General features: G+C 74.9%; 18 protein-coding genes. 9 read left to right on the top strand and 9 right to left on the bottom strand.

What is annotated here, in order from left to right; genetic code table 11:
- Positions 1-42: 42 nt before the first annotated feature.
- The 5 genes from ACQKM2_RS36875 to ACQKM2_RS36895 all read left to right on the top strand — a co-directional run bounded on the left by ACQKM2_RS36875 (position 43) and on the right by ACQKM2_RS36895 (position 6,558).
- Positions 43-2,136: a molybdopterin oxidoreductase family protein gene (locus ACQKM2_RS36875; protein WP_427717576.1), complete on the top strand. Its 2,094-nt coding sequence runs from the start codon at positions 43-45 to the stop codon at positions 2,134-2,136.
- Positions 2,133-3,572, top strand: coding sequence for an NAD(P)/FAD-dependent oxidoreductase (locus ACQKM2_RS36880; protein ID WP_427717578.1), 1,440 nt, complete (start codon positions 2,133-2,135; stop codon positions 3,570-3,572). Before ACQKM2_RS36875 ends, ACQKM2_RS36880 begins: the two co-directional genes overlap by 4 nt.
- Positions 3,569-4,783 carry an FAD-dependent oxidoreductase gene (locus tag ACQKM2_RS36885; protein ID WP_427717581.1) on the top strand — a complete coding sequence of 405 codons (1,215 nt, stop codon included), beginning with the start codon at positions 3,569-3,571 and terminating at the stop codon, positions 4,781-4,783. Before ACQKM2_RS36880 ends, ACQKM2_RS36885 begins: the two co-directional genes overlap by 4 nt.
- Positions 4,784-5,029: 246 nt before the next feature.
- The gene (locus tag ACQKM2_RS36890; protein WP_427717583.1) at positions 5,030-6,256 is read left to right on the top strand and encodes a M4 family metallopeptidase; all 1,227 of its coding nucleotides are present in this window, start codon (positions 5,030-5,032) and stop codon (positions 6,254-6,256) included.
- A gap of 2 nt (positions 6,257-6,258) precedes the next feature.
- The gene (locus ACQKM2_RS36895; protein WP_427717611.1) at positions 6,259-6,558 is read left to right on the top strand and encodes a protealysin inhibitor emfourin; all 300 of its coding nucleotides are present in this window, start codon (positions 6,259-6,261) and stop codon (positions 6,556-6,558) included.
- 1 nt (position 6,559) lies between these two features.
- Here ACQKM2_RS36895 and xdhC read toward each other — a convergent pair whose 3' ends face one another.
- The 4 genes from xdhC to ACQKM2_RS36915 form a co-directional block, all read right to left on the bottom strand.
- The gene (gene xdhC, locus ACQKM2_RS36900; RefSeq protein WP_427717614.1) at positions 6,560-7,369 is read right to left on the bottom strand and encodes a xanthine dehydrogenase accessory protein XdhC; all 810 of its coding nucleotides are present in this window, start codon (positions 7,367-7,369) and stop codon (positions 6,560-6,562) included.
- 1 nt (position 7,370) lies between these two features.
- Entirely contained in the window at positions 7,371-9,752 is a 2,382-nt protein-coding gene (gene xdhB, locus ACQKM2_RS36905; RefSeq protein ID WP_427717585.1) for a xanthine dehydrogenase molybdopterin binding subunit, read from the bottom strand.
- Positions 9,749-11,218 (bottom strand): xanthine dehydrogenase small subunit, encoded by a 1,470-nt coding sequence (locus ACQKM2_RS36910; RefSeq protein ID WP_427717587.1) that lies wholly within the window; start codon positions 11,216-11,218, stop codon positions 9,749-9,751. The genes xdhB and ACQKM2_RS36910 overlap by 4 nt, the downstream gene beginning before the upstream one ends.
- A 396-nt stretch (positions 11,219-11,614) precedes the next feature.
- The gene (locus ACQKM2_RS36915; RefSeq protein ID WP_427717588.1) at positions 11,615-11,884 is read right to left on the bottom strand and encodes a hypothetical protein; all 270 of its coding nucleotides are present in this window, start codon (positions 11,882-11,884) and stop codon (positions 11,615-11,617) included.
- 256 nt (positions 11,885-12,140) lie between these two features.
- Between ACQKM2_RS36915 and ACQKM2_RS36920 the strand changes: the two genes are divergently transcribed.
- On the top strand, positions 12,141-13,568 hold the full coding sequence (locus ACQKM2_RS36920) for an amidohydrolase family protein (RefSeq protein WP_427717591.1): 1,428 nt from the start codon (positions 12,141-12,143) through the stop codon (positions 13,566-13,568).
- 314 nt (positions 13,569-13,882) lie between these two features.
- Complete coding sequence (locus ACQKM2_RS36925; RefSeq protein WP_427717594.1) at positions 13,883-14,665, top strand: lysophospholipid acyltransferase family protein; 783 nt, start codon at positions 13,883-13,885, stop codon at positions 14,663-14,665.
- A gap of 5 nt (positions 14,666-14,670) precedes the next feature.
- Here ACQKM2_RS36925 and ACQKM2_RS36930 read toward each other — a convergent pair whose 3' ends face one another.
- From ACQKM2_RS36930 to ACQKM2_RS36940, 3 genes are all read right to left on the bottom strand, one after another.
- A complete protein-coding gene (locus ACQKM2_RS36930; RefSeq protein WP_427717597.1) occupies positions 14,671-16,164 on the bottom strand; it encodes a hypothetical protein in 1,494 nt (497 codons plus the stop codon).
- Positions 16,165-16,199: 35 nt separating this feature from the next.
- The gene (locus ACQKM2_RS36935) at positions 16,200-17,963 is read right to left on the bottom strand and encodes a lipase family protein (protein ID WP_427717599.1); all 1,764 of its coding nucleotides are present in this window, start codon (positions 17,961-17,963) and stop codon (positions 16,200-16,202) included.
- A 210-nt stretch (positions 17,964-18,173) separates the two neighbouring features.
- Complete coding sequence (locus ACQKM2_RS36940) at positions 18,174-19,418, bottom strand: FAD-dependent oxidoreductase (protein ID WP_427717602.1); 1,245 nt, start codon at positions 19,416-19,418, stop codon at positions 18,174-18,176.
- Between the two features lie 379 nt (positions 19,419-19,797).
- Here ACQKM2_RS36940 and ACQKM2_RS36945 point away from each other — a divergent pair, with 379 nt between their 5' ends.
- Positions 19,798-20,016: a hypothetical protein gene (locus ACQKM2_RS36945; protein ID WP_362469723.1), complete on the top strand. Its 219-nt coding sequence runs from the start codon at positions 19,798-19,800 to the stop codon at positions 20,014-20,016.
- Positions 20,017-20,095: 79 nt separating this feature from the next.
- Here the strand turns inward: ACQKM2_RS36945 and ACQKM2_RS36950 are convergent, their stop codons facing one another.
- Both ACQKM2_RS36950 and ACQKM2_RS36955 read right to left on the bottom strand, forming a co-directional pair.
- Positions 20,096-20,836, bottom strand: coding sequence for a DJ-1/PfpI family protein (locus ACQKM2_RS36950; protein WP_427717604.1), 741 nt, complete (start codon positions 20,834-20,836; stop codon positions 20,096-20,098).
- Between the two features lie 79 nt (positions 20,837-20,915).
- On the bottom strand, positions 20,916-21,917 hold the full coding sequence (locus ACQKM2_RS36955; protein ID WP_427717605.1) for a LacI family DNA-binding transcriptional regulator: 1,002 nt from the start codon (positions 21,915-21,917) through the stop codon (positions 20,916-20,918).
- A gap of 32 nt (positions 21,918-21,949) precedes the next feature.
- Here ACQKM2_RS36955 and ACQKM2_RS36960 point away from each other — a divergent pair.
- The coding region (locus ACQKM2_RS36960) for a hypothetical protein (RefSeq protein ID WP_427717607.1) at positions 21,950-22,179 on the top strand (230 nt) is incomplete at its 3' end.

Consider the following 22,179-nt stretch of genomic DNA (forward strand, 5'->3'; position numbering starts at 1 on the left):
TTTTGTCCGTTATGCGACCCTGGACGGACGTGCGCCCTCCCCATGACCGATCCCGAGCCCCCTCCCCCCTCGCCCGAACCGGCGACCGCCACCCCCACCCACTGCCCGTACTGCGCCCTGCAGTGCGGGACCCTGCTCACCGGGACGCGCGGCTCAGTCGTCGCCCGGCCCGACCCCGCCTTCCCCGCCAACCGGGGCAGCCTGTGCCACAAGGGCTGGACCGCCGCCGCCGTACTGCGCGCGGCCGACCGCCTCACCACGCCCCTCGTCCGCGACGGCGCGGGCCTGCTCGCCCCGGCCGGCTGGGACTCCGCGCTCGACCTCGTCGCCGGCCGGCTGCGCGCCCTGCGCGCCGCCCACGGACCGGATGCCGTCGCGGTCCTCGGCGGCGGCGCGCTCACCAACGAGAAGGCCTACCTCCTCGGCAAGTTCGCCCGGCTGGCCCTCGGCACCAGCCGCATCGACTACAACGGGCGCTTCTGCATGGCCGCGGCGGCCGTCGCCCAGACGGCCGCGTTCGGGGTGGACCGGGGCCTGCCGTTCCCCGTCACCGACCTCGACGGTGCCGAAACGATCCTGCTCGCGGGGGCCAACCCCGCCGAGACCATGCCGCCCCTCATGCGCCACCTCGACCGCGCCGACCTGGTCGTCGTGGACCCGCGGCGCACCCGCACCGCGGCCGCCGCCGCCCTGCACCTGCGCCCCGCACCCGGGACGGACCTCGCACTGGCCCTGGGCCTGCTCCACCTCGCCGTCACCGGGGGCCTGCTCGACAAGGCGTACGTGGACGGGCGCACCACCGGCTTCGACGAGACCTGGGCCCGGGCCTCGGCCTGGTGGCCCGAGCGCGTCGAGACGGTCACCGGAGTCGCCGCCGCCGACCTGCGCACGGCCGTGCGGATGCTGGCCGGCGCCCGCAGCGCCTACGTACTGACCGGACGCGGCGCCGAACAGCACAGCAAGGGCACCGACACCGTCGCCGCCTTCGCCAACCTGGCCCTCGCCCTGGGCCTGCCGGGCCGCCTAGGCCGCGGCTTCGGCACCCTCACCGGGCAGGGCAACGGCCAGGGCGGCCGCGAACTCGGCCAGAAGGCCGACCAGCTGCCCGGCTACCGCCCGATCGGGGACCCGGCCGCCCGGGCCCACGTCGCCGCCGTGTGGGGGGTCCCGCCCGAGCGGCTGCCCGGACCCGGGATCAGCGCGTACGAACTGCTCGACGCCATCGGGAGTCCCGGCGGCCCGAAGGCCCTGCTGGTGTTCGGCTGCAACCCGCTGGTCTCGGCGCCCGACGCCGGCCGGATCTCCGAGCGGCTGGCCGCCCTCGACCTGCTCGTCGTCGCCGACTTCGTCCCCTCCGAGACGGCCCTCGCCGCCGATGTCGTCCTCCCCGTCGCCCAATGGGCCGAGGAGGAGGGCACCCTGACGAACCTGGAGGGCCGGGTGCTGCGCCGGCACCGGCTGCTCGACCCGCCGCCGGGCGTCCGGACCGATCCCGCGGTCCTGCGCGGGCTCGCCGTACGGCTCGGCGAGCCCGCCGAGCGCTACCCCGAGAGCCCGCGCGCGATCTTCGAGGAGCTGCGCGCCGCCACGCGGGGCGCCCCCGCCGACTACTCCGGCATCGACTACGCCCGCCTCGACGCGGGCGAGGCCCTGCACTGGCCGTGCCCCGAGGGCGGGGACGGCACGCCGCGGATGTTCCTCGACCGGTTCGCGCACCCCGACGGCCGGGCCCGCTTCACCCCCGTCGAACACCGCGACGCCGCCGAGCGGCCCGGCCCGGCCTTCCCGCTGTACGCCACCACCGGGCGGATCCTGGCCCACTACCAGACCGGGGCGCAGACCCGCCGCGTCCCGGAGCTGCTGGAGGCCGCCCCGGCACCCTTCGTCCAGGTCCATCCGGACACGGCGGCGCGCGCCGGGCTCGCGGACGGACAGTCCGCCCGGGTGGTCTCCGCACGGGGCGGCATGGTGGCCGAGGTGCGGTACGACCCCTCGATGCGGACCGACACCGTCTTCGTCCCCTTCCACTTCCCGGGCGCCGGCCGGGCCAACCTGTTCACCAGCGCCGCGCTCGACCCGCGCAGCCGGATGCCCGAGTTCAAGGTGTGCGCCGTACGGATCGAGGCGGCCCCGTGACCGGCCGCGCCCCCGGCCCCGGGCGGGCGGAGCGGATCGTCGTCATCGGGTACGGGCCGGCCGCGCACCGGCTGGTCGAGGGGCTGCACCGGCACGGTGCGCACGGCCGGGTCACCGTCCTGGGTGCCGAGCCCGAACCCGCCTACAACCGGCCCCTGCTGACGGCCGTTCTGGACGGCACCCTGCCCGCGCGGGCACTGCGGCTGCCGGAGCCGCCCCCGGGGACGGTGCTCGGGCTCGGGGTGCGGGCCGTCTCGTTCGACCCGCGGCGGCGCCTGGTGCGCACCGCCGACGGGGACGCCCACCCGTACGACAGGCTCGTCCTGGCCACCGGGGCCTCCCCGGTGCCGCCCGGGCCGGGGTGGACGCGCGGCCCCGACGGGCGGCCGGCGCCCGGGGTGCGGGCACTGCGGACCCTGGCGGACGGGGAGCGGATCGCGGGGGCGCGCGGCCCGGTGGCCGTCGTGGGCGGCGGGGTGCTCGGGGTGGAGGCCGCCCTCGCCCTGCGCCGGCGCGGCCGCCCGGTGGCACTGGTGCACCGGGGCCCGTACCCGCTGGACCGGCACGTGGACCCGCGGGCGGGCGAGGCCGTGGCGGGCCGGCTGCGGAACCTCGCCGTGGACCTGCGGCTCGGCCGGACGGTCGCCGCCCGCGACGACGGGGGTGCGGCGCTGGCGCTGGACGACGGGAGCCGGGTGGAGGCCGGCGAGGTGCTGCTCTGCGTCGGGACCCGCCCCCGCGTCGGGCTGGCCCGCGCCGCCGGACTGGCGGTGCGCACCGGCGTCCTCGTCGACCACCTGCTGCGCACCAGTGCCGCCCGGGTGTACGCGATCGGCGACTGCGCCGAGCCCCTGGACGGCGGCGCGCACGGGCCCGCCGGGCGGGTGCCCGCCGGCGGGTTCAGCTCGGCCTGGGAGCAGGCCGAGACCCTGGCCGCGCTGCTCACCGGCGGCCGGATCCGGTACTCCGGCGGGCAGGGCGTGCTGCGGCTGAAGGCCCCGGAGCTGGACCTGCTGCGGGTCGGCACGACGGCCGGAGCCGAGGAGACCGTCGTCCTCGGGGACGCCGCGGCGGGCCGGTACGCCCGCCTGTCGCTGCGCTCGGGGCGGCTGACCGGCGCGGTGCTGGTCGGGTTCCACCGGGCGGCCGCCGGGGTGGTGCGGCTCCACCAGCGGGGCGAGCCCGTGCCCGTGGACCGGCTGGCCCTGCTGCTCGGCGAGCCGCCCGCGTACGAGGCCGGCCCGCCGCCCGGCACGGCCCTGGTCTGCCACTGCAACAACGTCACCGGTGACGCCCTGGCCGCCGCCTGGCGGGCCGGGGCCCGTACGGCCGCCGCGCTCGCGGCCGCCACCCGGGCCGGCACCGGCTGCGGGAGCTGCGCCGAGGAGGTCCGGGCCCGCTGCGAGGCCTGGGCACGGGAGGAGGAGGCGGGATGAGGCAGGTGCTCGTGGTGGTCGGCCACGGAATGGTCGGCCACCGGCTGGTCCGCGAGGTCCGGGCCCGTGACGGGGCCGGCGCCTGGCGCGTCCTGGTCCTCGCCGAGGAGCCCCGGCCCGCCTACGACCGGATCTCGCTCTCCGCGTACGCGCGGGGCGCCGATCCCGCGGAACTCGCCCTGGAGGGGGCCTCGTTCGACGGGGACGAGCACGTCGAGGCGCGGCTTGCGCAGCCGGTCGTGCGGATCGACCGGGCGGCGGGCGCCGTGTACTGCGCGGACGGTTCCCGGGCCGCCTACGACGCCCTCGTCCTCGCCACCGGCGCCCGCCCGTTCGTGCCGCCGGTGCCCGGGCACGACCTGCCGGGCTGCCACGTCTACCGCACCCTCGACGACGTGGCCGGCATCCGTGCGGCCGCCCGCCCCGGGCTCCCCGCCGTGGTCGTCGGGGGCGGGCTGCTCGGGCTGGAGGCGGCGGGCGCGCTGACGGCGCTCGGCATGCGCGTCCAGGTCGTGGAGGCGGCTCGCTGGCTGATGGCGGTGCAACTGGACGAGGGCGGCGGCGAGGTGCTGGGCCGGCTCCTCGGCGGGCTCGGGGTGCGGCCCCGGTGCGGGGTCGCACTGGGGTCCGTCGACGCGGGGCCGGACGGCGCCGTGCGCTCGGTCACCCTCGCCGACGGCGAGGTCCTCGACGCCGCCCTCGTGGTCTTCTCCGCCGGGGTGCGGCCGCGCGACGAGCTCGCCGCGGGAGCGGACCTGGCCACCGGTGAGCGCGGCGGCTTCCTCGTCGACGCCCGCTGCCGGACCGCGGACCCGCGGATCCGGGCGGTGGGCGACTGCGCCGCCGTACGGGGCCGCTGCCACGGACTCGTCGCGCCCGGCTACCGCATGGCCGAGCTGGTGGCCCGGGACCTGACGGGCGACCCCGGCCCCGAGTTCACCGACCCCGACCTGTCGGCCAAGCTCAAGCTGCTCGGGGTGGACGTCGCCGGCTTCGGCGACGCCCACGCCCGCACCGCCGGGGCGCTGGAGTTCATCCGCACCGACCGGGACGGGGCCCGCTACGCGAAGCTCGTCCTGGACGGGACCGCGGGGACCCTGCTCGGCGGGGTCCTCGCAGGCGACACCACCGCGTACGCCACGCTGCGCGGCCTGCTCGGCCGCCGCCTGCCGGGCCCGCCGGACCTGCTCCTGGCCGGGGCCGGGCAGTGATGGCGCGCACGGGATCCGGGGAGCCGCGTTCCGCGACCCCGGAGCGTTTGCCAGCCGTTGCGGGCGGCAGGAGACTGGTGGTATCAGCGTGGCCCCGCCGTGGGAATCAGGGCTGGCCGGCGCCAACGCTACGCCCTCTCCTGGTCAGTTGAACCGTCAAGGGCCTCTCTGCGTACCGATACTCGAAATCCTGCGGCGAAAACGATGAACCGTCAACCGTTGGTCCTCTCACCCAGGAGGTGCCCCATGAGCAGGACCCGACCGATCAACTGCATCATCCCGCCGTACATCCTCGAAAAGCTGATGGAGAACGGAGACGGCGAGGTCCGCCAGGCGGCGCTGGACACCCTGCTGACCACCGCCCGCCTGCGGGGCGAGCGGTCCGTCCGCCGGGGTCTCACCGGCCTTGCCGCCTCGCCCGGCAACTCCCGCCGCACCGTCTTCGACTGCGAGCACAGCGAAGACCTCTCCGACGCGGTCATGGCCAGGTCGGAGGACGGACCGGAGTCCTCGGACGAGGCCGTGAACCGGGCGTTCGACGCGCTCGGCCTGACCCGGGACTTCTACAAGGAGGTGTACCAGCGCAATTCGATCGACGACCACGGGATGCGCCTGAACGGGTTCGTCCACTACGGCGTGCGGATCAACAACGCGTTCTGGGACGGCGGTGAGATGCTCTTCGGGGACGGGGACGGGGTCGAGTTCAGCAATCTGACCGGGTCCCTGGACGTGGTCGGCCACGAGCTGGCGCACGGGGTGACCGAGCACACCTCGAACTTCGAGTACCACAACCAGTCCGGGGCCCTGAACGAGTCGGTCTCGGACGTCTTCGGCTCGCTGGTCAAGCAGTGGTCGATGAAGCAGACGGTGGAGGAGGCCGACTGGCTGATCGGCGCCGACGTGTGGACCCCCGGTATCGCGGGCGACGCCCTGCGGTCCATGAAGGCCCCGGGAACGGCGTACGACAACCCGCTGGTCGGGAAGGACCCGCAGCCGGACCGGATGAGCAGGTTCGTCCACCTGCCCGACACCCCGAGGGGGGACAACGGCGCAGTGCACTACAACTCCGGCATTCCGAACAAGGCGTTCTACGCGACGGCCATGGGGATCGGCGGCTTCGGGTGGGAGCGCTGCGGCATGCTGTGGTACGAGGCGCTCAGGGCCTCCCGCCCCCGGGACAAGTTCCAGGACTTCGCGGACATGACCTTCCAGCAGGCCGGCAGGCTGTTCGGCACCGGCAGCCCCGAGCAGGCCGCCGTGGTGGCGGGCTGGCACGAGGTGGAGGTCCAGATCACCGGAGTCCCGCCGGGCCTCGCCCAGCCGCGGTCGTTCGCGGTCAACGGAAACGGACACGGCGGCGCGGGCCGGGAGGCCGATCTCGCGGCCCTGACCAGGCAGATCGCCACGCTCGGCGACAAGGTGACGGGGCTGGCCAAGGAAGTGGCCACCCTCAAGGTGAAGGGTTCCAGGTGACGATGAAGGTGATCCTGGAGTCGTACGGCGGGCTGGCGGCGGCAGGCCTCCGCCGCCCGCCGGACGTGCTGGACTCGGCCGCCCTGCCCGAGGGCGCCGCGGCCGAGCTGGAGCGGCTGGTGGCCGCGGCCGCGGCGGCGCCCCCGCCGGTGGATTCCGGCCGTGCCAGGGATGCGAAGGGCTACTCGATCACGGTGGAGGACGGCGGCCGCCCGACGGTGCTGGAACAGTCGGACGGCGCCATGTCACCCGCCTTCGCGGCCCTGCTCGCCTGGCTCCGGGACCGCTTCGCGCAGGGGTGACTCAGCCCGCGTCCCGTTCGAAGGTCCGCAGCAGGTCCGCCGCGACGCCGACCGCGATGACCGCCGGCTCCTTGCCGGTGATCTCGGTCAGGCCGATCGGGGTCTTGATCCGGTCGATGGCGGCCGTGTCGTGGCCGCCCTCGGTCGCCAGACGGCTCCGGAACCGCGCCCACTTGGCGGCCGAGCCGATCAGCCCGATCGAGCCGAGACCGGGGGTGCGCAGGGCGGCGTCGCACAGGGCGGCGTCCTCCGCGTGGTCGTGCGTCATGATCAGGACGTGCGTGCCGGGCGCCAGCTCCCCGAGCACCTCCTCCGGCAGCAGCGGGACGTGGTGCACGTGGACCTGTGCCACCGCGTCCGCCAGCACCGAGAGCCGTTCGTCCGTGAGCCGGTCGGGACGGGTGTCGATCAGGTGCAGGTCGAGGTCGTGGCGGGCCAGGATCCGCGCCAGCTCCATGCCGACGTGCCCGACTCCGAAGACCGCCACGGCCGGGACCACCGGCAGCGGTTCGAGCAGGACGCTGACCGCCCCGCCGCAGCACTGGACACCGTGCGGGCCGGTGACCTTGTCGTTGAGGGCGAAATCCATCAGCTCGGGCTCCGGATCCGGCGTGCCGATCACCTCGCGGGCCCGGTCGATGGCGACGGCCTCGATGTTGCCGCCGCCGATCGAGCCCCAGGTCGCGGTCCGTCCCACGACGAGTTTGGCGCCGGCCCTGCGGGGTGCGTGGCCGCGCACGGCCGCGACGGTCACGAGCGCGCCGGGTTCCCGGCGGGCCCGCAACCGCGCGACCGCGGCCACCCAGGTCATGTCAGACATTGCTCAAGACGCTCGCGTCGGCGGGGGTCCCGCTGACGCCGCGCGCGCCGCCGCCGCGGGCGGACTCGATCGCCCAGTACACCGCCTCCGGCGTCGCGGGCGAGGCCAGTTCCACGCCGGCACCGGCGGGCCCGAACGCCGCGGCGGCCTGCCGCAGCGCCTCCCGTACCGAGAAGGCCAGCATCAGCGGGGGCTCGCCGACCGCCTTGGAGCCGTAGACCGCGCCCTCCTCGGTGGCGTTCTCCAGCAGGGTCACGTTGAACTCCTCGGGCATCTCCGAGAAGCTCGGCAGCTTGTAGGTGCTGGCCGCCTGGGTCAGCAGCCTGCCCCGGGCCGGCCCGTCACCGGTGTCCCAGCGCATGTCCTCCAGCGTCAGCCAGCCCGCGCCCTGGACGAAGCCGCCCTCGACCTGGCCGATGTCGATCATCGGGGACAGGCTGTCGCCGACGTCGTGCACGATGTCGACCCGCCGGATCCGGTAGGCGCCGGTGAAGCCGTCCACCTCCACCTCGGCGGCGGCGGCGCCGTGGGAGAAGTACTTGAACGGCGAACCTCGGAAGGACTTCGCGTCCCAGTGCAGGCCCTCGGTGCGGTAGAAGCCGGCCGCCGACAGCTGGACCCGCTGGAAGTACGCGGTGCGCACCAGGTCGTCCCAGGCCAGCTCCTTGTCGCCGCCGACGACGCGCGCGACGCCCTCGGCGATGCGCACGTCCGAGGCGTTCGCGCCGAGCTGGGTGGCGGCGACCTGGAGCAGCCGTTCGCGCAGCTGCTCGCAGGCGTTCTTCACGGCAGCGCCGTTGAGGTCGGCGCCGGCGCTGGCCGCGGTGGCGGAGCTGTTGGGCACCTTGTCGGTCCGGGTCGGCGCGAGGCGCACCTTGTGCAGCGGGATGCCGAGGGAGGTCGCGGCCACCTGGATCATCTTGGTGTGCAGGCCCTGGCCCATCTCGGTGCCGCCGTGGTTGATCAGGACCGAGCCGTCCTTGTAGATCAGCACCAGTGCGCCGCCCTGGTTGAAGGCGGTGAGGTTGAAGGAGATGCCGAACTTGACGCCGGTGAGCGCGAGGGCCCGCTTGGTGTGCGGGTGCGCGGCGTTGAAGGCGGCGATCTCGCGTTCGCGCTCCGCCAGGCGGCCGTTCTCCTTGACCTGCTCCCAGACGGCGGAGATCCGTTCGGGCTGCCTGACCTGCTGCCCGTAGGGGGTGGACTGGCCGGGGCGGTAGAAGTTCCGTTCGCGCAGCTCCCTCGGGTCGAGGCCGAGCAGAGGGGCGCAGCGGCCCATGATGTCCTCGATCACGAGCATGCCCTGGGGGCCGCCGAAGCCGCGGAAGGCGGTGTTGGAGACCTTGTTGGTCTTCGCGATGCGGCCGCGGACGTGCGCGTTGGGGATCCAGTAGGTGTTGTCGATGTGGCACAGCGCGCGGGCGACGACCGGTTCGGAGAGGTCCAGGCTCCAGCCGCCGTCGGCGGTCAGGGTGGCGTCCAGGGCCTGGATGCGGCCCTCGGCGTCGAAGCCGATCCTCCACTCGGCGTGGAAGCCGTGGCGCTTGCCCGACATGGTCAGGTCCTGGGTCCGGTTGAGGCGCAGCCGCACCGGCCTGCCGGTCAGTTTGGCGCCGAGCGCGGCGACGGCCGCGAAGCCGTGGGGCTGCATCTCCTTGCCGCCGAAGCCGCCGCCCATCCGCAGGCACTGCACGGTGACTTCGTGGCTGTGCAGGCCGAGGACGTGGGCGACGATCTCCTGCGTCTCCGAGGGGTGCTGGGTGCTGCTCTGGACGAACACCTGCTCGGACTCGTCGACATGGGCGAGCGCCGCGTGGGTCTCCAGGTAGAAGTGCTCCTGGTCGGAGAAGCGGAACTCGCCGGTGAAGACGTGGGCGGAGTCGGCGAAGCCCGCTTCGACGTCGCCGGTGAGCATCTCGGGCCGGGCGCCGTGGAAGCTGCCGGCGGCGATGGCCTCCTCCAGGGTGACCACGGAGGGCTGTTCGTCGAGTTCCACCTCGACGGCCGCGGCGCCGAGCCGGGCGGCTTCCAGCGTCTCGCCGAGCACCCAGGCCACGGCGTGGCCGTGGAACTGGACCTCGTCGGGGAAGAGCGGTTCGTCGTGCTTCATGCCGGCGTCGTTGACGCCGGGCACGTCGGCGCCGGTGAGTACGCGGACCACGCCGGGGACGGCGAGCGCGGGCCCGGTGCGCAGGGCGGTGATCCGGCCGCGGGCCTTCATGACCTGGACCGGGTGGGCGTGCAGGACGTCCTTGGTGCGGTGGACCAGGTCGTCGGTGTAGAGCGCGGCGCCGGTGACGTGCAGGGCCGCGCTCTCGTGCGGCAGCGGGAGGCCGACGGCGGGCTTCTCGGGGCGTTCGGACAGTTGGCTCATGACGACACCGCCTCGGTGGTCTGTGCGTACAGCTTCAGCAGGCTCTGGCCGAGCATCGCGGAGCGGTACTCGGCGCTGGCGCGGTGGTCGTCCATCGGGGTGCCCTGGGCCCGCAGGATCCCGGCGGCGGCCCGGGCGGTCTCCGCCGTCCAGGGCCGGCCCTCCAGGGCGGCCTCGGTGGCGAGGGCGCGGATCGGGGTGGCGGCCACGCCGCCCAGGCCGATGCGCGCCTTGCGGACGACGCCGTCCTCGATGTCGAGGGCGAAGGCGACGGCGACGCTGGAGATGTCGTCGAAGCGCCGCTTGGCGATCTTGTGGAAGGCGGTGACGGGTGAGAGGGGCAGCGGGACGCGCACCGCGCGGATCAGCTCGCCGGACCGGCGGACGCTCTGCCGGTAGCCGGTGAAGTAGTCGGCGAGGGGGACTTCGCGCTCACCGTCGGCGTCGGCGAGGAGCACCGACGCCTCCAGCGCGAGCAGCACCGGCGGGCTGTCGCCGATGGGCGAGCCGGTGCCCAGGTTGCCGCCGAGGGTGGCGCTGTTGCGGATGAGGCGGGAGGCGAACTGCGGGAAGAGTTCCGCGAGCAGGGGGACGGTGCCGTCGAGGCGGCGTTCGATCTCGGTGAGGGTCTGGGCCGCGCCGATGACGACGGAGTCGGATTCGACGCGCAGTTCCCGGAGTTCGGGGAGCCGGTCGACGGCGACGACGCAGTCGGCCCGGCGGGCGCGGATGTTGACCTCGACGCCCCAGTCGGTGCTGCCGGCGACGACGACCGCGTCGGGCCGGTCGCGCAGCAGCCGCAGGGTCTCGGCGAGGGTTCCGGGACGCAGGAACGCGCTGTCGTCCAGGGCGTATTCGGTGGCGGCCGGGCCTGGCGGGGACTGTTCCCGGCGCAGGGCCAGCGGGTCGTCCTCGGCGGGGGCGCCGACGGCGTACGCGGCGTCGCGGATGGGCCGGTAGCCGGTACAGCGGCACAGGTTGCCGCTGAGCGCGTGCAGGTCGAAGCCGTTCGGGCCGTGCTCGGCATCGGCGGCGGCGTCGGCGGCCGGTTCCGGGTGTGCGCAGCGGCCGGGCCGGTAGTACTCGGCGGCCATGCTGCAGATGAACCCCGGTGTGCAGTAGCCGCATTGGGAGCCGCCGCGGACCGCCATCTCCTCCTGGACGGGGTGCAGCGCGGGCGGGGTGCCGGGCGCGCCGGGGGTGGCGAGGCCTTCGGAGGTGACGACCTCCTGTCCGTCGAGCGCCGCGACCGGGACCAGGCAGGCGTTGACCGCCACCCAGTCGGTGGGCTTGTCGACGCCGGGCCGGGCCACGAGGACGGAGCAGGCGCCGCATTCGCCCTCGGCGCAGCCCTCCTTGGTGCCGGTGAGGCCGCGCTCGCGCAGGAAGTCGAGCACCGTGGTGTGGGGCGTCGCGGGCGCGATGGGGGTTTCTTTCCCGTTGACGGTGATCCGTGCCGCTACCACGGCCGGCCCTCGCTTCGGTGCGCGGTGGAGCTGATCGTACTGGTCGCCATTTTTCAGGAGCCTTCTGTTTCGGTGGCGCGGCCGGAGAACCCGGAGAGCGCACATGGGCGCGCGACGGCGCGCCTCAGGCGGTGACAGAGAATCGAAGAAGGAGCCGGGGCCGCAATGGGGCACGCCGGTGGGGAGGGGCCGTTCAGCAGCCGTGTGCTACACGGCCCGGAGCCCAGGCGACGTGGTGGGCGAGGCGAAGCGGTACGGAGGGGGTGGACATCCGACGTCGCCTCCTTCCGTCAACTCACGAGCCGGTCCGGCCGAAGCTACGTTGCCGCAGGTCCATCGGTCAAGCCGTCGTGGACGGACCCTCTGGCGCCCTTCCGCACGGCTTCGTCGCGGGGTTCAGTCGGCCAGCTGGGCGATCCAGCCGTACGGGAGTTCCTCCCCGTCGACGGTGACGGCCTCGACGGCCCGGCTCTCGGGGTCGATCTCGGCCTGGATCCCTTCGCCCTGGTAGCGGGGGTAGCCGGAGACGCCGGTGGCGCCGGTGGCCTCGACCCGGGCGGTGCGCAGGACCGCGTCGTGGCCCTTGGCGTCCTGGGCGGCGCCGGGCGGGCCGGGGCGCAGGACGACGGTGTACCGGTCGGGAGCGGGGCGGGCGGCGGGAGTCATGGGGTCAGGCTAGTGACCGGGTCCGCCGCGGGCCCTGAGGCGCGGCCGGGGCCGAGCCGCGGTCCTCCCCCCGGGGGCCGTGCGGTGGAAAAAGTTTTCCGCCGGCGTCTATCGAATGCCCGTGCGGTGGGAATGCTGCGGGTAATCTCCCGCCCCGGCCCGGCGCCCCCTCCCGGCGTCGCTCCGTCCCAGCGTCCTGATCCAGCGCCCCGCCCGGGCGGGCCTTCCGTTCTGAGCCCTCGGGAGGCACCACGCCATGCACTCAGCCCCCACGAAGCCCTCGGCCCCCAGCCGCCGCGATCTCCTCGCCGGCCTCGGCCTGGCCGCCGCGGCCCCGCTCGTCCTCGGCGCCGCGCCCCGCCGCGCACCCCGCGACCAGCCCTCCCGGCCCGCCGTCCAGGGCGGCCGTACGGTCCTGCTCCGCGGGGCCTCCCTGGTGCTCACCATGGATCCCGCCCTCGGCAGCGGCCCCCTCGGCGCCGTCGGGAACGCGGACGTGCTGATGCGGGACGGCGCCGTCGCCGCCGTCGGCCCGGCGCTGCGGACACCGCCCGGCACCTGGGTGGTGGAGGTCCCGGGCAGGCTGGTGATGCCCGGGTTCGTCGACACCCACAACCACCTCTGGCAGGCGGCGATCCGGGGCGGGTGTACCGACCGGGACCTGTTCGGCTGGTTCCGGGGGTGTACCGACCCCCAGCGCGGCCGCCTGACCCCGGCGGCCCTCCACAGCATCGTGCGGCTCGCCGCCCTGGACGCCGTCCAGTCGGGCGTGACGACGCTGGTGGACTGGGTGGACATCTTCTCGTACGACCTGATCGAGAGCTACGTGCGGGCGCTGGCCGGCACCGGGCTGCGGTTCACGTACGCCATGTACCCGCCGGCACCGGACGCGGTCCTGCTCACGAAGGTGAAGCGGGAGCTCGTCGACCCGGTGCCGCTCGCCTCCTTCCAGGTCGCCACGCACGCGGCGCGGGCCGCCGAGTCCCACAACCGCGCCCACTGGGAGGCCGCCCAGGAGCTGGGGGTGATGCTCAACTCCCATGTCCTGGAACGGCCCGAGCAGCGCGGGGACGATCCCGTCGGGGTGCTCACCGACATCGGCGCGATGGGCCCGCGGCTGCTGATCAACCACGCCGTCCACCTGACGGACGCGGAGATCGCCGCCGTCGCCGAGCACGACGTGCGCGCGGCCCACTGTCCGCTCAGCAACATGCGGCTGGCCTCCGGCATCATGCGGCTGTCCGACCTGGCGGGCAGGGGCGTCAAGGTCGGGCTCGGCCTGGACGGCGGTACCAACGACAGCTCCGACTTCCACGCGCTGATGAAGGCGGCCGTCGGCCTCCAGCGCGTCCGCACGACCCGGGCGGAGGTCTTCCCGCAGGTGCCCGACGTGCTGCGGATGGCCACCCTGGGCGGCGCCGAGGTGCTCGGCGTCGCGGACCGGGTGGGCTCCCTGACCCCCGGCAAACGGGCCGACGTCGTGGTCGTCGACCCGGCCGCGCTGAACTTCGCCCCGCGCTTCGACTGGGTCGGGCAGATCGTCTTCAACGGGCGGCCCGAGAACGTCGAGGCCGTGTTCGTGGACGGGCGCGCGCTCAAACTCGGCGGGCGGCTGGTCGACGTCGACACCCAGCGCGTCGTACGGGAGGCCGAGGCGGCCGCCCACCGCCTGCGCACGGCCTGACCTGCGCGACGGGGATCCCCCCGACGGGCCCCCCGTCAGCGCGTGCACCCCACCTCCACGCAGGCGCGGGCGGCGACCCCCGGCGGGCTGGCCCTGCTCCGGGCCGTGCTGCTGTTGCCGGCCCTGGCGGCGGGGGCCGACCCGCGCGGCGTCCTCCAGACCCGGCGGCGGGGGAAGGGGCGAACGAAGAGCCGATTGCCGAATCCGGGCGGTCCTCGTGATCAAACGGCCGCAGGAACCGTTCACCGTGAAAGCCCTTGTCCCGAGGGCGACTTGGCAGCACCGGCCATGACGGTGAAGGAAGAGGGTCGTCCGTGTCCGAGAGTCTGGCCGATGTCATCGAGGTCGCCGGGGGCGAGCTCCGCTTCCTGCGGAGGCTCCTCTCGGACGCCGGGGAGGACGCCTGGGAGCGGCTGCTGGAATGGCTGATGGACGACTGGTTCCGGCTGGACGTCCTGGGGCTGGAGAACGTCCCCGCCGACGGGGCGGCGGTGCTGGTCTCCAACCACTCCGGCGCCTGGGGGCTGGACGGGTTCGTCCTGCAGAAGGCCCTGGTCCGGTCGTTGCGGCGGTCCTTGCACGTGCTCGCCGCGCCGTTCGTCTTCGGCCTGCCGGTGATCGGTCCGTACGCCGCGAAGAAGGGCGCCGTGCCCATCGACCCGAGGGCGGCGATGCAGCGCCTGGGCGACGGCGAGCTGATCGCCGTGTTCCCGGAGGGCGTCGCCGGGCTGGAGAAACCGTTCCGCGAGCGCTACCGGCTCCAGCCGTTCAATCCCGGGTTCGCGGTGGCCGCCCTGCACACCGGGGCGCCGATCGTGCCGGTCAGCGTCGTCGGTGCGGAGGAGTCCTCCCCGAGGATCGGGGAGGTGCCCGCGCTGGCGAAGCTGCTGCGCGTGCCCTACTTCCCGCTGACCTCGCCCTTCCCGCTGCCCGCGAAGTGGCTGATCACCATCGGGGAGCCGATCGTGCCGCCCGAGCGGCCCCGGGGCTTCGGCGCCCGCTCGGAGGCCGCCCGGCTGCTGTGCTCCGAAGTGCGGGACACGGTGCAGGACATGGTCGAGCGGGAGCGGGCACGGCGGGACGCCCTCGTGCGGTGACCGGGTCAGCCGCCGAGGCGGCGGGCGGCCGCGCGGACGTCGGCGGCCGCCCGGCCGCACCGCTCCGCGTGCTCCAGCAGCCGCGTCCGGAAGCGTTCGCCGGTCTCGTCGCCGTCCCAGCCCGGTTCGGCGGCGCAGGCGGCGAGGCCGCGCGCGTACCCGTCGAGGCGTTCGGCGTTCGCGCGGGCGAGCACCGCGTACGAGGCCGGGCCGGTGGCCCGCGCGGCCGGCGGGGCGGCGCCGTCGGCGGGCAGGGCGAGCAGCAGCGTGTCCGGGGCGAGGGTGAACGGGACGCGGTCCGGGGCGAGGGCCGGGGACAGCAGGTGCGGCCGGGCGGCTCCGGTGAAGTACCGGACGACCTCCTCGGCGACCTGGACCGCGAAGGCGGAGGCCGTGCACCGGGTGGCGGAGCCGCACAGCGGTGAGGGCCCGTCGGCGGGCGGGGCGCCGCGACCGGAGCCGGCGGGCGCCGCGCGGTCCCCGGTGTCGCGGGGGTCGCCGGTGCCCGCGGTGTCGTCCGCGGTGCCGAGCCAGCCGGGTGCGGCCAGGATCTCGGTGCCGGCGCCGACGGCGAGCCCCTCCCAGCTGAACGGGGTCCGCACCGGGTGGACGGCGGCCTCGACCGGCGGGAAGTGGGCGAGGGCGAGCGCCACGGCCCCGGCGGGGCTGCCCTCGGCGCCCGGTACGCCGACGGCGGTGAGGGCGAGCGCCTGGAACGCGGTCGTGACGGCCGCCTCCGAGACCACCGCCAGGGTGTGGGCCAGTGCCTCCCCCGGGCCGCCCTCCGCGGCCTGCGGCGCCGCCCCCGTGCGGGCGGCGGGCACCGCGGGCCCGGCGGCCCGGCCGCGCACCAGGCCGGCGGCGACGGAGCCGGGCTCCGGGTCGGCGAGATAGGGGGCGGTCCTGCGGGCCAGGGCGGCGGCGCGGCGTTCGTACGCGGGGCTCCCCGCGGCTGCGGCCGTCCGTACCAGCACCTCGCTGAGCAGGGTGTCGTCGGCCGCGGCCGCGCCGGCGACGACGCGGCGGGCGGCGCGCAGCAGGCCTGGCCGCCAGGTCTCCCAGGGCAGGGTGTGGTCGTCCCGGCGGGCGCGGGCCACCCCTTCCAGCTCCTCGGCCAGCGGTCCGGCGAACTCGGCGGCGCTGCGGACGGCGTCCGGCGGGAGCGGGACGTGGGGGTGCAGGCCGTGGCGCCGCCCGGCCGCGTCGAGCCGGACGGCGGGGTGGAGCGCGTCCGCGGCGGCGCCCTCGGCGAGGAGGGCGGCGGTGTCGGCAGGGCCGAGCGGGACGAGGAACGTGCCGAACGGGGTGCGGAGCCGGACGGGGCGTCCGGAGCGGCTGCGGCGCAGGTGCGCGAGGACGCCCCGGGCGGCGCCCTCGCGGGTCAGCGAGTCCAGGCCCAGGGCGCGGGCGGGGGCGTCCGCCCAGGGCAGGCGGTGGGCGAGCATGGCCGCGCCGAACACCGCGTTCTCCAGCGGCCCGGCGGGGGCGGGGGTGGTCATCGGGGGTCGGTCTCCCTCGGGTGGCAGGGGGTGCGTCACTTGTCGCGCAGCATGTAGGGCTGGTTGGCGGTGATCTCGCCGTCGTAGCTCCGGATCAGCGCGTTCACCCGGTCGCGGTGGTGGGCCGATCCGCCGCGCAGGCTGTCCGAGTAGGCCTGCGGGGCGTGTGAGAGCGGGTAGTCGTACGACTCGTCGAGCCAGGCCAGTTCCAGCCAGCCGTCCGGGGTGTCGTGGGGCGAGGCCGGGCCGCGGCCGTCGAGCGTCGGGATGACGTCGTGCTCGTTCACCAGGCTGATGACGCGGGTGGTGTGGTCGGCGGGCCGCTTGCCGTCGATCGGGGAGCCGAGCGCGATGACGTGGGTGACCCGGTACTCGGAGGCGACGTCCACGTCGGCGGCCAGGTTCATCGCGGTCAGGCCGCCGAGGCTGTGGCCGACCAGCATCAGCTCCGATCCCGCCGGCACGCCCGCGCGCAGCAGGAGCTTCTTCGCCGCCCGGGTGTAGGTGGTGTCGGTGCGCAGGAGGCCGTCGAGGGCGCCGACCAGGTCCTGCGGGGTGCTGTTGCTGAGCCCGCCGAAGCTGGTGCCGGGGAGCAGCAGGACGTGCCGTACGGCGCCGTCGGCGCAGGCGACGCGGCGCAGCAGGACCAGTCCGTGGTTGCCGAGGGCTCCGATGTCGTCGACGTAGCTGACGATGTCGTTGCGGGAGGTGGTGAGGACCGTGGCGAGGATGGGGTCCGGGTCGGCGCGCTCGGCGCGGCCGGGGCCTGGGTTGAGGTACGCGAGCAGGGAGCTGGGCAGGCCCAGGAGCGGGTCGGTGGTGGGTACGCCGCCCGCGAGGGTCACCCAGGAGAAGGCGTCGTTGGCGGGGTTCTCGTCCAACAGCCCGGTCAGCGCGAGGAGTTCCATGACCACGGGGCTGACGGTGGTGAGGGCGCGGGTGACGCCGAGCCGTTCCACGAGGGCGTGCAGGGCGCGGGCGGCTTCGATCCGCTCCCCGGCGACGGCCGCGCCGGTGAGGCGGCGGGCGTGGGCGGAGTCCAGGTTGGGGTGGGCCAGGGTGGCCGCCTCGATGCGCAGGGCGAAGGCGTCCACCGCCATGGCGACCGCGGCCGGGCGCCGCCGGGTCACGCTGCCGACCGTGCGGGCGAGTTCGCCGATGACGCCGCCGTTGGCACCGAAGCCGAGGCCCTCCGGGCTGGTCAGGGCGCGTACGCAGGACAGTGCCGTGCCGAGGGCCCAGGCGGGGCGGCGCACGGCCCGCTGGGCGGAGCCGGCCCCGGTCAGCGCCGCGGTGAGGTCGGCCCCGGCCTGCCGGGCGGCGAGGGCCGCCTCGGCGAGCAGCACGGAGGCCGAGAGGAGGAGTCCGGGATCGGTGCGGCCCCCGGCCGGAGCCGGTACGGCACCCCCGGCGCCCGGGAGACCGGGTGCGCCGGCTCCCCGGCCGCCGGGCCCGGAATCTCCGGAGCCGGGGCCGGGGATGCCGGTACCGGTGTGGCCGGCACCGCCGACGCTGCCGGGGGCTCCGGTACCGGAGGAGGCTCCGGTGCCGCCGGGAGCTCCCGTGCCGGAGGGGGCTCCCGTGCCGCCGGCAGTTCCCGTGCCGGAGGGGGCTCCCGTGCCGGAGGGGGCTCCCGTGCCGCCGGCAGTTCCCGTGCCGGAGGAGGGTCCCGTGCCGCCGGGAGCTCCCGTGCCGGACAGGGCTCCCTTGCCGCCGGGGGTTCCGGTGTCGGTGGGGGTGTCCTGTCGGTGGGGGTCGGAGAGCCGACGGGTGGGGGTCCCGGTCGCCTGTGACGTCACGTGCCAACCTCTCGTCGCATGACCGCTGTCCGCGACGCATGGTGGCACCGGACGGCGGCGCCTCCGGCGCACCAGGGGCGCGCATCGGCGCGCGAGCCGGAGCCCGCTCCGCCGTACGCCCCGCCGGCACTGGGATCCGGGTGCCCGCGACCCGGCCCGCGGCCCGGCCGGGCCGGGGGATGACGCCCGCGGCCCGCGGTTGACGGGAGGTCAGCGCAGGGACTCCCGCGGGGGCCGCTCGCGCAGGGCGCCGTAGCCGATGAAGTAGGCCGGGACGCGGTTCAGCCAGCGGGACTCCGTGACCAGCTCCGTCATGCGCTTCGCGCGGCGGGGGTCGCCGAAGGCGGTCTCGCCGGCCAGCAGGGGTTCGATGACCTGGGCGTGGGCCAGGCGTTGGAGGCCCTGGGTCAGCACCGTGGTGGGCCAGCGGCGCAGTTGCACGCGGCGGACGTCGTTCAGCCCCACGGTGCCCGCGCGCAGCGGCCGCACCAGGTGGCGGGCGGCGGCCACCGCGTCCTGGACGGCCAGGTTGATGCCGATGCCGAAGACGGGCGACATGGCGTGGGCGGCGTCGCCGATGCACAGCAGCCCGGGGCGGTGCCAGCGGCGCAGCCGGTCGAGCCGTACGTCGAGCAGCTTGACCTCGTCCCAGGAGGTGACGGCGCCGGCCCGGTCGGCCAGCCACGGCGCGGCGTCCGTGAAGCGGGTCATGAAGCGCTCCAGCCCCTCCGCACGGCGTGCGGTGTCCGTGCCCTTGGGGATGAGCGCCGCGCACTGCCAGTAGTCGCCGCGGTCGATGAGGGCGGTGAAGAAGCGGTCGCCCAGGGCTCCGACGAGCCCGCTGGGGTCGTCCTCGTCGCGCGGCAGGCGGAACCACCAGGCGTCCATGGGGCAGGGGAAGCCTTCCAGGCCGAGTTCCGGCAGGGCCCGGGCGAGCGAGCCGCGGCCGTCGCAGGCCACGGTGAGGGTGGCCCGCAGTTCGCCGGTGCGGCCGTCGGCGGTGCGGTAGCGGACGCCCGCGACCCGTCCGCGTTCGATGAGGAAGGAGGTCGCGCCGGTGTCCATGCGCAGCCGGAAGGAGGGTTCCTTGCGGGCCTCGTCGGCGAGCAGGTCGAGCAGGTCCCACTGGGGCACCATCGCGATGTAGTTGTACTTCCCGGGCAGTGCCGCGATGTTCCCCACGGTGACCAGGGACCGGTCCTGCCCGAGGGGCAGTTGGACCGAGGAGACCCGGCGCTGCGGCAGCCGGGCGAAGCGTTCGGCCAGGCCGATGTCGTCCAGGAGCGAGAGGGTGGAGGGGTGCACGGTGTCGCCGCGGAAGTCGCGCAGGAAGTCCCCGTGTTTCTCCAGCACCGTCACCTCGACCCCGGCCCGGGCCAGCAGCAGCGCCAGCACCATGCCGGCCGGCCCGCCCCCCACCACACAGCACGTCGTGCGTTCCTCAGCAGCAGCCACAGCAGCAGCACACCCCTTCGCCTTCGCGGGATTTCCGGCGGGCCCGGAGGAGACGTATACCGCACGGTGGCGGCCGGTCCGGCCGGTGACGCGCGCCGCGCCCCCGTTCCCGAGGTGACGGCCCACACGTAGGTGACTAGCATGGTCAGAAGACGGCCGCCATCGCGGGAACGGGCTTTTCGCCCGCGGTGATCAACACGGCCCGGGGAATGCGCGATCCAGCCCCATGGTCCGCGGCTCGAACAGCCGCGTTGACGGCGGACGCACCCTCCACACATCCATCGTGCAAGGCAGAACGCAGAAATCCGTGCTGGACCGGAAGGAGGCCGAACGCGTTTCGCGCCGCACGGGCGGCGCAGTGACGAGAAGGGTTCGAACCATGCGTGCACTGAGAGTCAAGCAGCTCTTCGCGGCGTCCGCGATCGGAGTCCTGATGGCGGGCGGCGCCGCCATCGGAGCAGCGGGTACGGCCTCGGCGGCGGTGCCCACCCACTCGGTCACCTACGTGACCGGCGGCGGCTGGGACGACGATGACGACCACGGCGGCTGGTACGACGACGATGACGACTGGGGTGGAGGGTACGGCGACGACTGCTGACGGGTGACTGCCCGCGGGGCTGTGCGGACCGCCGAGCCGACGGTCCGCACAGCCCCCTGTCCGGGTGCGGGAGGGGGTGCTACCGGGACCACACGGTCCCGCGGGCCTCGTATTCGAGCATGGCCTCGACGGAGTTGGCCGTGTCGGGGCCGAGTTCGCGGCGTACGAGCCACAGGGCGAGCTCCAGCCCCGAGGTGATGCCCCCCGCGGTGACCAGGTTCCCGTCGTCGACGACGCGGGCGTTCTTCAGCACTCCGCCCTGCTGTTCGAGGTCCGGCCGTGCCTTGTGGTGGGTGGTGCAGGGCCTCCCGCGGGTGAGGCCCGCGGCAGAGAGCAGCATGACGCCCGTGCACAGGGCGCTGACGGTCAGTCCGGCGCGGGGCGCCGCGCCCAGCGCGCGCGGGAGGGTGCCCCGGCGTATCTCGGCCCAGACGCCGGGGTCCTCGCGGCGGGCGTAGCCGCCGCCCGGTACGACGATGACGTCCGCCTCGTCCGGGGCCCAGCCGTGGTCGACGCGGACCCGGGTGCCGTACGACGCCTGGACGGTTCCGGGGCGGGAGGCGGTGACGTAGCGGACCTCGACGGCCCGGTCGGTGAAGAAGCGGGCCGCGGAGAAGACCTCGTACGGGGCGGCGAAGTCGAGTTCCTCCACCCCGTCGAACATGACGACGTGCACGCGCAGGGGACCGCCCCCGCCCGCGGGCCGCCGGGCGTCGGCCCCTGCGGCTGCCGCGGCTCCGGCTCCGGCTCCGGTCAGGCCTGTGACGGCACCGGTCGCGCCGAGCGCGGTCGTCGCCCTGAGGAGGTTCCTTCGGTTCATTCGGTGCTCCAGCTCGTGTGTGTGGCGTCCGGGGAGGCAGTCGGACGCCACGGCCCCCCGGTTCCCGCACCTCGGGCCGTCAGGTGCCGAGCCGGGTGGAGGCGCGGGTCTCCAGCGCCCAGTCGTGCCGCCGGAGGGTGTCGGCCGGGGTCCGGCCGGCGAGGACGTCGCACAGCAGGTCGGCGCAGGACCTGCCGTAAGCGGTGGGGCGGAGGTCGATCGCGGTGACGGGCGGGTCGCAGCTGCGGGCGGCGACGCCGTCCACGCAGGAGGCGAGCTGGAAGTCGCGCCCGACGGTCCGGCCGAGGTCGGCCGCGGCGCGCAGCACCCCGGGGGCCGCGCCGTCGGGGGCGCAGATGACGGCGTCCACGGCCGGCTCGGCGGCCAGCAGGGCGCGGGTGCGCTCGCCCGCCTGAGCCGGGGTGGCGGCGAAGGGCACGGTGTGGACGGTGACGGGGATCCCGTGCGCCGTGCTCCAGGAGGCGGCGGCGTCCCGCAGCGCCTGGGCCCAGGCGGAGGTGGCCTCGGGTGCGAGCAGGGCCGGCGCGTGGGCGCCGCGGCCGTGCACGTGGTCGAGGAGCGCGGTGAGCGAGGCGGCGTTGTCGCAGACCACCGCCGCGGTGGGGGCGGGGGTGTGCCCCGGGTAGCGCTCACCGGTGACGACGGGGACTCCGGCGCCGAGCAGGCCCGGCACGGCCGGGTCGCCGGTCTCCGGGTCGATGACCAGGAGGCCGTCCACCCGGGAGGCGAGGGGCCCGTGCGCCACGGCCGCCGAGCCCAGGAGGATCACGTCGAGGCCCTCCTCCTGGGCGCGCTCGACCGCCCCGAAGGCGAGGTTCATGTAGTAGTCCAGCCGGGTCGCGGTCTGCGGGAGGTACAGGCCGATCGCTCCGGTGCTGGCCCGGCGCAGGCGGCGGGCGGCGCTGTTGGGGCGGTAGCCGAGCCGGTCGGCGGCTTCGCGCACGCGGTCGCGGGTGGCTCCGGCCACCCGGCCGGACCCGTGGAGGGCGTCGGAGGCGGTGCTCTTGGAGACGCCGGCCGCACGGGCGACGTCGAGCAGGGTCACGGTACGGGCGGTCACGGTCCCGCATTCTAGGCGCCCTGGACCGGACCTTGCCGGAACGTTCCGGCACGGTTTACATTCACCTCTGCCGGAACGTTCCGGCACACCCCCAACCGCCCGGCGGGCGGAAATTAAAATTAAGAGCCCGGCAAAAAAAAAAAAAAAAAAAAAAACAAAAAAAACAAAAAAAAAAAAAAAAAAAAAAAAAAAAAAAAAAAAAAAAAAAAAAAAAAAAAAAAAAAAAAAAAAAAAAAAAAAAAAAAAAAAAAAAAAAAAAAAA

Origin of the sequence: Streptomyces sp. NPDC004126, assembly GCF_050275515.1 — a bacterium.
GTDB lineage: Bacteria > Actinomycetota > Actinomycetes > Streptomycetales > Streptomycetaceae > Streptomyces.